At 33.1% G+C, this 12154-nt stretch carries 13 protein-coding genes; all 13 read left to right on the forward strand.

Annotated features, from left to right (window positions below):
- Positions 1-2 precede the first annotated feature (2 nt).
- The 13 genes from BLR54_RS01110 to BLR54_RS01160 all read left to right on the forward strand — a co-directional run bounded on the left by BLR54_RS01110 (position 3) and on the right by BLR54_RS01160 (position 12150).
- On the forward strand, positions 3-4118 hold the full coding sequence (locus BLR54_RS01110) for a hypothetical protein (RefSeq protein ID WP_090416382.1): 4116 nt from the start codon (positions 3-5) through the stop codon (positions 4116-4118).
- A gap of 138 nt (positions 4119-4256) precedes the next feature.
- Positions 4257-4916 (forward strand): hypothetical protein, encoded by a 660-nt coding sequence (locus BLR54_RS01115; protein WP_090416383.1) that lies wholly within the window; start codon positions 4257-4259, stop codon positions 4914-4916.
- 19 nt (positions 4917-4935) lie between these two features.
- Entirely contained in the window at positions 4936-7032 is a 2097-nt protein-coding gene (locus BLR54_RS01120) for an Ltp family lipoprotein (protein ID WP_090416384.1), read from the forward strand.
- Positions 7033-7243: 211 nt separating this feature from the next.
- The gene (locus BLR54_RS15140; protein ID WP_255396669.1) at positions 7244-7372 is read left to right on the forward strand and encodes a hypothetical protein; all 129 of its coding nucleotides are present in this window, start codon (positions 7244-7246) and stop codon (positions 7370-7372) included.
- Positions 7373-7385: 13 nt separating this feature from the next.
- Entirely contained in the window at positions 7386-7658 is a 273-nt protein-coding gene (locus tag BLR54_RS01125) for a hypothetical protein (protein ID WP_090416385.1), read from the forward strand.
- A gap of 119 nt (positions 7659-7777) precedes the next feature.
- The gene (locus BLR54_RS01130) at positions 7778-8677 is read left to right on the forward strand and encodes a hypothetical protein (protein WP_090416386.1); all 900 of its coding nucleotides are present in this window, start codon (positions 7778-7780) and stop codon (positions 8675-8677) included.
- Between the two features lie 22 nt (positions 8678-8699).
- Positions 8700-8879 carry a hypothetical protein gene (locus tag BLR54_RS01135; RefSeq protein WP_090416387.1) on the forward strand — a complete coding sequence of 60 codons (180 nt, stop codon included), beginning with the start codon at positions 8700-8702 and terminating at the stop codon, positions 8877-8879.
- 91 nt (positions 8880-8970) lie between these two features.
- Positions 8971-9294, forward strand: a complete 324-nt coding sequence (locus tag BLR54_RS01140; protein WP_090416388.1) for a helix-turn-helix domain-containing protein — start codon at positions 8971-8973, stop codon at positions 9292-9294.
- 120 nt (positions 9295-9414) lie between these two features.
- Entirely contained in the window at positions 9415-9957 is a 543-nt protein-coding gene (locus BLR54_RS01145) for a hypothetical protein (protein ID WP_090416389.1), read from the forward strand.
- A 229-nt stretch (positions 9958-10186) separates the two neighbouring features.
- Positions 10187-10357, forward strand: coding sequence for a hypothetical protein (locus BLR54_RS14900; RefSeq protein ID WP_176761822.1), 171 nt, complete (start codon positions 10187-10189; stop codon positions 10355-10357).
- Between the two features lie 326 nt (positions 10358-10683).
- Positions 10684-11199, forward strand: coding sequence for a sigma factor-like helix-turn-helix DNA-binding protein (locus BLR54_RS01150; protein ID WP_090416390.1), 516 nt, complete (start codon positions 10684-10686; stop codon positions 11197-11199).
- 406 nt (positions 11200-11605) lie between these two features.
- Entirely contained in the window at positions 11606-11989 is a 384-nt protein-coding gene (locus tag BLR54_RS01155; protein WP_090416391.1) for a type II toxin-antitoxin system PemK/MazF family toxin, read from the forward strand.
- Complete coding sequence (locus BLR54_RS01160) at positions 11971-12150, forward strand: helix-turn-helix domain-containing protein (protein WP_090416392.1); 180 nt, start codon at positions 11971-11973, stop codon at positions 12148-12150. Before BLR54_RS01155 ends, BLR54_RS01160 begins: the two co-directional genes overlap by 19 nt.
- The last annotated feature ends 4 nt before the right edge of the window (positions 12151-12154 follow it).

Raw genomic sequence — 12154 nt, forward strand, 5'->3', positions numbered from 1 at the left:
TTATGCTTATTAATGAAGAACGATTTAAAACTGTCGATTTGGAACAAATCTATATATCTGCACGATTATATAATATTGCTAAAAGGCACGGAATAAGCAATTTATATGAGCTTTTAGAAAGTTATTATAGTGGAGAGTTTGCTACTTTTCGTAATGCTGGAATTAAGTGTTTGGAGGAACTAGAGGGATTATCTATTAATGATATACCGCTTGAGTTTAATATTGCTGCTAACGATGATAATGAAGATGTGATTGAGAGTAATTGTGAAGTAGTTATTGAGAGAAAACTAACAAAAGAAATAGATTATGTTGTTGTTAATAAGTTAATTGAAGATTATGGATTTAAAATATCTCAAATTTGTAAGTGGTATGGAATTACTCGACAAGCTGCAGATATGAGATTTAAACATTCTCAAAGAAAACAAGCTAAACTTAAATATACCTGGGAAGGATTTGAGTGTTCTCCTAGTGAAGAAGCTGTTTTTCAGGAAATGATTAACAGGGGAATAGCTGAATTAACTCAAGATGAAATTTTATATGAGTATTATTCTAATTTAAATGGAGATATGTGCTTTATAGTTGTGTCTCCAGAGTTTATAAAAAGTTTTTTTCTTCAGGACATGCCAGAAAGCATAAGAGAGTTAGTAGCTATCAAGCGAATAGCTTTTTTTTCATACGAAGAATTAAATATTGTCAATTCATCCACATATGTAATGAGGTTAAAGGAAAAGTATTTAATACCATGTGATAAAGGGAAGTTTGTATCTTTTGCTAGAAAAAGAAAACTATCTCCAGAAGAATATAGTCTTTTTATTGCTGGATGTAAATTAGGCACCGATAGAGGCGTGACAGATGATAAGATAATAGCTTTTTTTGAAGAGAATATGAATTCAGAAGGGAAAGTTCATATAAAAGCTGATCCTAAGAATCAATGGATTAAATCTTATGCTTCGCGAAATGGTTTTGGAATAAATGAATTTATATCATTTTATGGATACGAGAGTGCATTATCAAACGATTTGTTGACAGCTGAAGGAGCGCGTCAAAGACATATGCAAGCAATTCAAAAATATATTGTTCATGATGATACAGTATATATACCATGTACTAGCGATTTTTATCGAGTTTTGAATGCTTATTCTTCTAGAAAAAAAATGACGATCTCTGATTATGTTGAAGAGCTTGGGTTTAAGAGAATTTCATCAATGTATGCTATCAATGAAGATGACGAGTATTTTGATGAATCCATATATGATGACGATGAATCTGATATGCAAATCCATGATGCAAAAGATGATTTTATTGAGAGAATATTTGCAGAGAATCCGTTATTAGGTAATTATATTTTTTCAGAAAAGAATTTAGCTGTACTAAATAATAAGGCAAAAAATATAATAGATAAAATAATATGCTCAAGAAGAACGGAAATTACAGAGAGAGATAAACAAATACTTGCTCTTTCTGTAATAAACTATGCAAAAAAATGGGATACGGATAAGGGACCTTTTACAAGTTATATTATCAAACAGTATGGATATCGTTCTGAGGATAGGGTGTATTATCCTATTATTGGAGAAGTATTTTCAGCGATTAGCGATTCTAATCGCTGGTGTTTTTCTCAACATGGTAAAAATCAGTACAAGTCAACTATTATGATTCATGCAATGGGGTCCATGCGTTCGTGGATGACTTTGTGCGATTTTTTATCTGATTTTTATCAGAATAATTTGGGTTGTAACTATGATGAGGATGACCCATATATTTTACGAATGGTATTGTATTTAAGAAACTTATTTTACAAATTAGAATCTGAAGAAAATGATAATTATGTTGAATTCACTGTAGGTAAAAAACCTTACAGTTTTCAGGAAGGTATAAGAAAACTTGTAGTTTATAGACCCAATTATGCTTCAGAGGTTTTTAGTAGGATGATTTGTAGAATTGATGAATCTATGTCCGCTGAACCGGGTAAAGCCAAAACCTATGAGGATGTGCTTGTTGACATATGGTTAAAAAATAAGAAAGATTATTATTCAAATTTAAGGTCGACAAATACGCAGATATCCTCAAGGAAAAGGAGTATAGCATATACTTACAGTAACATAAGGCCGGAGTATGTTTTACTTAATTCTAGGCTATATATTGAGCTACCGGATATTCGTGTTGAGAATGAACTGGATGACAATTGTACTGTATGTTTGGAAAACTCAAAAGGTATAATAATTTTCGAGCGTAATGTTGATTTTTATGGTAATGAATTAGGTCGAACTATAAAAGGTTTTTCGTATGACCTTTCAGATTATTTGGCATCCGAGGGATCAAATTATTTAGACCCAAGAATTATTATTAGACAAGCTGAAAGTGTAATTTATGATTCTGGAAGCAAACTTAGAAGAAAAACGATATGCTTTTGTGAAAATAATGAGTGCGCATGGTCCTCTATTAACGCAGGTAAATATACTATTGTTGCAAATAAGGGGGCTGAAATTGCTGGAGACAATATTTATATCACATCAGAAAAGACAATAGGTAAGTATAGAATAACTGATGTTGAGCTTGACGATAATTATGTTTTGACAGCAGATAATGTGCTTGTATCTTACGATAAAAAAGTTCGCCAGAAAATTCAACTATTATTAAACGAGTATGAATGTTCAATGAAATATTATTCAGAAGGCCAGGAGTATATTGTATGTAATAGTAAAGAGAATATAGGCATTAGATTAGATAGTAACGATACAGAACAAAAATATTTAATTATTTTAAATGATGACCGAGTATTATTATCGGATTTATCATATGAAGATGATGGAAAAATAAGAACGTATAAATTACCTTCAAATTTGATAGTGTTTAAAAATCGCCTGCAAATTATTGATATGTCATCAAATAAAATTTTGTTTGATAAGTGGTTTGCTTATGTATCCAGCTTTATTTGTTCATTTAATAGAGATTATTATTTTTCTAGAAGTGAATTACGTGAAAGTACAATAGTATATACTTTGGATGGCATAGAAAATGAAATTGCTAATTATTCTGGGGATGAAAGTGTTGAATTACCATATGCTGACGGAAACCTAATCGTATATCTGCCAATAGTTAGAATTGAATCACTTGATGGAAGTCGCTGGAAAAATAGAAATTACTATGCTAACGAAATAGATAAAAATTATTGTTTAAGGGTTATAAAACCCTCGAATATATCTATAAACATTCTTTTAGGAAATGATTTCGTTAATGCTGATGAAGATGGACTTTTTTACTTGGGAGAGGCAATTAATACAATAACTGACAAGAAGGAAGTTTGTATATCTTTGGTAATTTCAAATAATGAGCAGGAAAAGCAGCGTTATGAGCTCGGAAAAGTGGAATATAAAGAAGCGTTTATTTCCGCACCAAAGCTTGAATATACCAATAAAAGTTTAATATGGGACTGCGGTTTTGGGTTCATTGGTGAACAGTACACAACAACGTTAATAGATGTGTATAATATTGAAAAAGAAAAAGTATTCACGTGTGAAATGGACATTCATAATAGAATCATTAAGAGGGATGTTGACTTTGAAGATGGTGAATATACCTATGAAATATATCGAATAGCTCCACAAATGTTACAGCATCAGATTTTGGCAGAAGGGAAATTTGTTGCAGGTGATGTAGATAAAATTCGTTTCAAAGGGTATCAAATAGAGATTGATCAAATAGTTTTTGATAATGCAATAGAATCTGGTGTTAAGAATATAATGAAGGCATATATAGATTGTATTGAATATGATAGTGAATTATCAAAAACAGAGTGTTCTGAAGGCATATGCCCAAGATATACTGGAATAATGTATTTTATTAATCCAGAAGGAAAACGTCATGATTATGCTTTTGAGAAAGAAATCCGAAGTGAAAAGGATATACGATTAAAGACTAATCCAGTTCATATTACGTATATTAATGATGGAGTAATGTTAATTACAGATTGTGATGATGATGCGTTAATGTATCGTTATTATGTTGACCGAATTACGCAAAGAAGAATATATCATATTACTGATCATGAGATGAACGATTGGGAAAAAGATAGATACGATTCAGTCGATCTCGTGAGGTACAAACGTTTTCGCTAGATTTGTTAAGCACCACTTTAAGAGTGGTGCTTTTTTTGCCGTAAATTAGTCACAAAGATTTGATATTATAAGTAACAATAAGGTGACGGCTTGAAATGGAGAAGAGTTTTGATAATGATTTAGCACAATTGTTTGATAATGGTTGAAATATTTGATATGGATGATATAGAAAAGATGAATACGCAAGTTGAGAATATAGATAATAAGATTCGAGAGCTAAATATGCAAAAAGAGCTTATTTTATCTTCTATTAGTATTAAGCAAGATGATAATGCGTCGTTTATTGAACATTTAGCAAAAGCAGTTGACTATGGATATTTAGGTGATTATGGATTTATAGGACCTGCATATGGCGGGGGATTATACGGATTAAGTGTTGATATTGACAAGGCAAAGCATTATCTTGAGAAGTTTTATTATGATTACAAATTAAGCAGATTGGAGAAAGTATCAGCTGATAGTATTATAGTTGCTTTATATAATCTTGCTGCAACAGAGGTTTATATATGTGATAGGGACGAACTTATGTATACCCCAGAAATTACAGGAAAAATGGTAGCTATTTATAAGGAAATAGTGAATATTGCTGAGATTGTTGAGAAACCTCTGGAAGAATCGGCGTTATTAGATTTATTTAATGTAGGGGTTATACTTTATTCTGGAAAATTTGGAAATACTAAGGAAGAGACTATTTTTTTTGCATCTGATATTGAAACCGGTTTGAAAGGGATAAAAAAAGCAGCCCAAATGGGATCCAAAGAGGCAATGGATTTTATAAAGGCTGAAGAACTTGAGTAGTATTTTATGGAGGGCGATTATGGGATTATTTGATAGACCAGTTAGAGGTGGGTCAGATAGAATGTTTGATTATAACCGTGATGGTGTTTTAGATCCTAATGAACTTGACGCTCAGGAGTGTTTTCTTCATGACGTAGATACTTTTGATGAAATAATAAAGCGAGATCGTGGTTATGATGATGAAGATTTCGATGAAGACTTCGATGAAGATTTTGACGAAGATTATGATGAAGATGAATGGGAAGAAGATGATGAAGATGATGAAGATGATGAAGATGAAGCTTATGACGATGATGAAATAGATGAAGAAGATGATGATGAATATTTAGAAGAGGATAGTTCTGCTTATAAAGATAAAATTGTAGGCAATGATATAGTAAAGTGCGGTAGATACTATGTTGACGAAAGTAAACTTGAAAAGGAGTACTATCCTGATGGATATTATGTAAACAAAGAAAAAAAGATAATTCCACGTCCAATGAACTGGCATTTTTTCTATGATCATTTTACCAATTTGGATGAAGATACATATATAAGATATGCGCATGAGATGGTTAGGTTTGAGCATCCAGATGAAATAGTAGAGTTTGCAGGTATTAGTTGGTATAAAGAAGCAGGAAAAATAATTTTAGAAAAAGCCTCAGCTGCTGGAATTGTTTTTTCATTGAAGCAAATTGCGGATATATCAGGCATCTACGGTGATGAATTAACGATGTCATTGATTTTTAAGACTATTGCTCATGGAGGAGAGCTTTCTTTTAAAGATATTGAATATGTATATGGTGAAATATCAGAAGAAGCTGTAAACAAGATAGTAAAAGAGTGGATGAAAAGTAAACTTCCTTTAACGAAAGATGATTTATATTCGTTGGAGGGAGAGGTTTCAGATTCAGTTTTTGAACAAGTATGTAGATATGCACTTAATAATAATTTGGATTTTGATTCAAAGGATTTGATGGAATATATGTCATATCTTTCTGAGCCAGTGATATCAGATTATGTAAAGGCTTTATTAGATAAAGGATATATCTTTACAAAAGATGAATTATTTGATTTAGATGGATACATAAATGATAAGATTCTGTCGAGAGTCTTAAAAGCATACTTGGATTCGGGAAAGACATTAACTATAAGCGAAATTAATGATTTGGATGGGTCTGTTTCCAAATCTATTTTGTCTGAGGCTGTAAGACGCTGTAATGATATTTTTTCCCTTTCGGATTTCAATGATTTGGATGGCTCTGTTTCTCGAGCAGCATTGCTTGATGTAGCAAAGCGTCAAGGTGGGCAAATTAAGTATGATGAATATGAAGGTTTTTATTCTATAGCTGAAAGTGAGAAAAAAAATAAAAAAATTGTTGCAGATAATTATAGTTCTAAAAGTATTGCTCCTAAGAATTTGAGTTCAAAAAAAGCAGGTGATGCATTCAGGATGGCTAATGACTATTTAAATGCATCTTCTTTTTCTCGTAAGACTTTGATAGAACAACTTCAATATGAAGGCTTTTCAAAAAAGATTGCAACAGAAGCGGTAGATTTATGTAATGTTGATTGGAGCGTTCAGGTATTAAGAAAGGCTAAAGAATATTTGAATTCATCTGCTTTTTCCCCAAAAAAGTTAGTTGAACAACTTGAATATGAAGGATTTAGTAAAAGTGAAGCAGAAAATGCTGTAGCGGCATGTCATATAAATATATCGGAGCAGGCATATAAAAAGGCAAAAGAGTATTTAGTTTCACAAGCATTTTCATTTGATGGGTTGGTGCATCAATTAGAATATGAGGGATTCACGCATGATAAGGCAGTTAAGGCTGTAAAAAAAGTTAATCCTAATTGGACAGAAATGGCTTTACAAAAGGCAAAAGGGTATGTTCATTCGCAAGCTTTTTCTTATAAAGGATTAATTAGGCAACTAGAATATGAAAAATTTTCTCCTGAAGATGTAAAATATGCAGTTAATAATTGTGGAGCGGATTGGAAAGAAGCTGCCTTAACTAAGGCTAAAAATTATATGAAGCTGTTTAGTTTTTCAAAAGATAAATTAACACAGCAACTTGAGCATGATGGATATAAGAAAACTGAAATAAAATATGCAGTTGATAAAATTAGTTTTTAAATATTTTTAGAGGTAGAAGCAATATGATAAGAATATTAAAAATAAAATTTTTTACGGTAAATATTAGATGTGGTTGGTGTGGTAAAGAAATACCTGTTGTGACAACAAGACCCAATAAATGTCCCTATTGTGGAATGACATTATAAAGAATATTTCTATGCAGATATTATTTTCACGTAAAAATGTTTTATATCAGAGTGGAGGTATGAATATGTTTAGAAAAATTATGTTTGCAAATGTGAATGGGGTTGTTACCAGTTTATGTGTTTGGTGTGGAAATCAAATTCCATGGGTCGGTGGAAAGCCCGCAAAATGTCCATTTTGTGGTAAACCAGTATAGGAAGGAAAAAAATATGGATGTAAATAAAGCATGGGATAATTTAATAAGACATGAAGGTGAAGTATTTCATACGACCCGAGGATTAGATTTTACGTATACTGTTTTTGATAAGCCTGAGGGTTTTAAAACAAGTAGAACAGATTATTTATTATCTCGGAAGAATTTTGAAAAAGCCTATAGCCTTTTGCCTGCAAAGGATACTAAGTATTTAGGAGATAATGGAATTAGAGGACAATCTTATGTCTATGCATTGCTAACTGATAAAAGAATTATCATGGAAAAATAGTTTTGGCGAGGATATTGCTATGTTTGGAATCGATTGGAATGTAGATGGCAATGTAGATATTATCGATGATATTATCACTTTAGGCTTGCTCACGGAGGATGAAGAAGAGGAATCTGAGGATGAAAAAAAATAGAGCACTGATAATTACGTTAACTAGTAGTCTGCTTATAGGTTGTGGGCAGACTACTGTTAATTCTATTAATGATGTAAAAGAAGATTCTCAAACCACAGAAGATATAGTTAACAAAGAAGAACAAACTGATATTTATGAAGATTCAACTGATGGGAAAAATCTAGATGATGTTTATCTTCAGTACAAAGATATTTTGTTTACTTTTATGGAATCTGGGATTTTACCTATGGATGACAGGGATATAGAAGCTCCAGCAGAGGAAATGAATACTGTGCTAAAATATTCTAGCTTTGCGGTTGCAGATATCGATAATGACGATATTGATGAACTAATTGTTTATTTTGATGATGCTTGTATGGCTGGAATGGTTGCGGTCATTTATGATTATTTAGACGGTCAGGCAAAATATAAGTTCATGGAATTTCCTAACCTTAGTATTTATGAGAATGGTACTATAGAAGCAGGTTGGTCACATAATCAAGGATATGCGGGGGCGTTTTGGCCATATAATTTATATTATTATAATTCAGATTCTGATGAATATATTGAAGTTGGCTCGGTCGATGCTTATGACAAAGATCTATATGAATGCAATAAGGAAGTACTTGATTCGAGTGGAAGTTCTTTCCCAGCAGAGGCAGATATAGATGGAAACGGTTTTGTTTATTATATTTATGAGAATGGGCTAGAAGATTATCAAAAGATAGCACCTGTAGATGATGATGTATATCAAGACTGGTTAAATCAATATACAGATGGTTTAGATAAGATATCGCTTGATTTTTATAGAATAACCAATGATACTGTTGAAAGACTTGGTGATAAGGCTTATTTTGAATCATTAAAGAAGTCAGGTTCAGATCTTTATGTGGCACCATATTATTAAAAGAGTAAGGGGAGAATTTGGAATGAATAAGAAAGACCAAATGACAGTAGAAAATTTTGTTAGCACAGGTATGGACTTAGAGACTTTATATGCCTGTTTTCAGGATTTTTCAAAGGAAGAGATTGCTGAGGTGTATCACAATTATAAGGCTGCTCAGATTGAGACAGAGAACGGTGACACATTAAGCGTTAATTGTTCTTGAAATCCACATAACTTGTGGGTTCAATCCACACTCTAGTTACTCATATTTCTAAGGTAGAATTGTTAAAATTTTATCTTAGGAGAGATTAAAAATGGATGTAAAAACTCGGAGTAAGCAGATTGGCTCACGTTTAAAGGAAGTACAACAGTCATTAGGTTATTCAACAGATGATATGGCTGAAGTACTTGGTGTATCTATTGAGCAATATCGTAAGTATTGTAAGGGTGAGACCATTTTACCGCTTGATAGAATTTTAGATTTATATGATAACAAGCACTTTGATATTGAGTATCTTTTGCTAGGTAAACAGATTGATAACACAGAGTTTTCAGTGGTTATCAGTTCTATGACAGAAAAGGAAAGGGCTAGATTTTTAAGTGATGCAATGGATTATGTAAAAGGAAAACTGATATAGATATTTTAAATAAATATATTTCGGTAGTACTAAGATCAAGGTGAATTGCAACCTTGGTCTTTTTATTATATATGGGAGAAACTGCGGGAACTGTTGTTATGAAAACGGAGGAAATGAGGAATGATTAGAAGGTCTAAAGATGAACAGGGGATTGATATTATTTGTGAGGGAAACGGAATTGATCCAGACGTTGATTATGAGCTCACAATGATGATGTTTGAACATCACAGTAGAAGTGTCGTTGCTGGTAAGATGCTTTCCAGCATTGTTAAATTGGCTAATCCAGATAAAGTTAAACGCCAAATGCGTAAAGACTTTCTTTGGGTAGTTAATCAGCCAATATCTGAATCAAAGGAAATACAAAGACGACTTTTATGGCAAGTATCTGAGTATGAATGGCTTATAGAGCCAAGAGATTATATTCTTGAAGGAATGAAGGATTATGGAAATTCTGGTCCTATTTATCACAAGATTATCACTGATTATTACCTCAGAAAGGACAGAAAGACAGTAGATCAGCTTGCCAAGGAACTAGGTTTTAGCAGAGCAAGCATAGAAAATAAAAAGAGAGAAGCTATTAAGCTATTTGGCATCATGATGTATCGATATGCTTATGAAAAGGAGCAGGAAGATGCCGAAAAAGAAAATAATACTCATAATTAGTTCAATTATGCCTACAGTTATTGTGACTGTGGGCATTTTTTTATGGATGTGTTAGACATTTGTTTGACATCTGTTAGGGATTTGCTAGGCGGATGTTAGACACATGCTATACAAGTGCTAGGGAAGTGTTGGACTAAGATTAGACCATTGTTAGGGCTTCAATTCAATAGTCTTGTGTTAATATTGATTTTGCGCAGGGGAATGAGTTTTTGAAGGAAAGGAGAAGGCTATGGAATTATTTGTAGAAGACAACCGTGTTTATTGTCCTTGCTGTGGTAAGCTGGTTATTAAAAAACTCGCTGGAATGGCAGAGAATAATTGTCCACGTTGTCACGTAAATATTACATGTATTGTAAAGGGGCCAAACTACACTATTATTACATCATTTGAGGAAACATGATTGTTATTTTACATATTTTAATATAATGAGCTACTTTTGATAGCAACGAAGTGGTCGTAGGAGCTGCAAGGTTGGCACATAAGTAGTAAGAGTTTGTGACACGGCTAAGGTGATCAGAGAATTACGAAAGGCGGGGCAAAACAGAAGGAAGTATCTAGAGATAGATATTCTGTTTTGCTTCGTCTTTTTTTTGATGCAATAAATGATGCTTCCTTCTGGAGCTCTGAGAGTGATAGGGGATGCATGATTGGGAATGCTATATAGCAGCTTACCCATGACTTCCGGTTTTTGGAACGTATCAATTTTCAAAAATCGGAGGTTAAACATTGAATACAAATAATGAAAACAAGGAATATGAACTAATAAATTTAAAATTTGAATATCCAGGAATGAATGGAGGAGTTACATGGGCAGTCATATCAGATTTGTCTATGGACGAGCTTATGCAGAAATATGGCAAGGAGTTATTAAAGTATTCACCAGTAATTCTGCTTTCTGTTGAGCAGGGAAGAGCGTTTAAGGAATTTCATAAAAATGAAAGTAAACATTTGATGAGAAATTATCGTACTTACGAATTCCTTGGATATGAAGATAGTGTAACTGAGGAAACATATTTTGATTTGATGACTAAGTATGAATTAAATGAACCAGCTATTTCAAAGGATTATAAGTTCCTGAGAGAAATGATAGAAGAACTTCCAGAGGTACAAAAAAGAAGATGTAAGCTATATTTCTATCATGGATTTACTGAGGAAGAAATCGCTCGTATAGAAGGGGTTGATCAGTCAAATGTTTCCCGTACATTAGCAAAAGCGATAGAAAATATAAAAAAATTTTTCTAGGGCGCATATTTTGTCCGACATTCGTTAGAACTAGTGAAAGGTATTTTATCTTTCACTAGTAGATTGAAAAATAAATATACATTCATCAGGTACGTTCCTGCATGCTGGAGCCCCAACAGGTACGCCTTGTGCGATATAGCCTCACTGGAAAATTGGTAACACCAAACTGGCGATGATACATGCAGGTATAATGATACTTCCGCTCAGCCACAATTATCGTAATGGGAGCGGCCCGGCGAGAACCGCGGGGAGGATAGAACCTATGGAGCTGTGTTGCAGCCGCCTGATTGAATCCCAGGACTGTATCGGGGTGCGTGGCAAATAGATACGAAATACATGATTTATTACAGGGCGTCTTCTTTCTATGTGAAGGCGCTCTTTATACATAAGGAAAGGGGGGACACATATGCTAGTAGTTCAACGTGGAGATATTTATTTAGCAGATTTAGGTGAAGGAGTTGGCTCAGAGCAGAGAGGTGAAAGACCAGTTCTTATTGTGCAAAACAATAAGGGAAATATATTTTCACCTACAGTTACGGTTCTTCCTATCACTACGAAAATTCATAAGAGTGAAGGAATGCCAACACATGTGATTATTGATGACCTAAAAGTGCTAACAGAGAAATCAGCAATCATGGCAGAACAGATTACAACTATAGATAAAACAAAATTAATTAGAAAGCTTGGTATCCTTGACAAACAATTCATGAGTAAGGTTGTAAACCCAAAGCTATTAATTCAGTTAGGTTTTTACGTGGAGGATAAAAAGGAATGGAGAAAGCATTATTAACAGTTGAAGAGTTTTGCAGCTATCTTGGTATTGGAGAAACAAAGGCTAGAGAACTTATCAGGCAGCCCAAAAACGGTTTTAGTTTAAAGATAGGCAACAAATGGTATGTGAATAAGAACCGACTAGATCAGTGGCTGGCAAGTGAATGTGATAAATATTAAATCC

The sequence above is a fragment of the Pseudobutyrivibrio sp. YE44 genome (assembly GCF_900104335.1).
GTDB lineage: Bacteria > Bacillota > Clostridia > Lachnospirales > Lachnospiraceae > Pseudobutyrivibrio.

Excerpts from the sequence above, each read along its gene's own strand:
- BLR54_RS01110 (WP_090416382.1), top strand. The coding sequence starts at position 3 with ATGCTTATTAATGAAGAACGATTTAAAACTGTCGATTTGGAACAAATC.
- BLR54_RS01115 (WP_090416383.1), top strand. The coding sequence starts at position 4,257 with ATGGTTGAAATATTTGATATGGATGATATAGAAAAGATGAATACGCAA.
- BLR54_RS01120 (WP_090416384.1), top strand. The coding sequence starts at position 4,936 with ATGGGATTATTTGATAGACCAGTTAGAGGTGGGTCAGATAGAATGTTT.
- BLR54_RS15140 (WP_255396669.1), top strand. The coding sequence starts at position 7,244 with ATGTTTAGAAAAATTATGTTTGCAAATGTGAATGGGGTTGTTACCAGT.
- BLR54_RS01125 (WP_090416385.1), top strand. The coding sequence starts at position 7,386 with ATGGATGTAAATAAAGCATGGGATAATTTAATAAGACATGAAGGTGAA.
- BLR54_RS01130 (WP_090416386.1), top strand. The coding sequence starts at position 7,778 with ATGAAAAAAAATAGAGCACTGATAATTACGTTAACTAGTAGTCTGCTT.
- BLR54_RS01135 (WP_090416387.1), top strand. The coding sequence starts at position 8,700 with ATGAATAAGAAAGACCAAATGACAGTAGAAAATTTTGTTAGCACAGGT.
- BLR54_RS01140 (WP_090416388.1), top strand. The coding sequence starts at position 8,971 with ATGGATGTAAAAACTCGGAGTAAGCAGATTGGCTCACGTTTAAAGGAA.
- BLR54_RS01145 (WP_090416389.1), top strand. The coding sequence starts at position 9,415 with ATGATTAGAAGGTCTAAAGATGAACAGGGGATTGATATTATTTGTGAG.
- BLR54_RS14900 (WP_176761822.1), top strand. The coding sequence starts at position 10,187 with ATGGAATTATTTGTAGAAGACAACCGTGTTTATTGTCCTTGCTGTGGT.
- BLR54_RS01155 (WP_090416391.1), top strand. The coding sequence starts at position 11,606 with ATGCTAGTAGTTCAACGTGGAGATATTTATTTAGCAGATTTAGGTGAA.
- BLR54_RS01160 (WP_090416392.1), top strand. The coding sequence starts at position 11,971 with ATGGAGAAAGCATTATTAACAGTTGAAGAGTTTTGCAGCTATCTTGGT.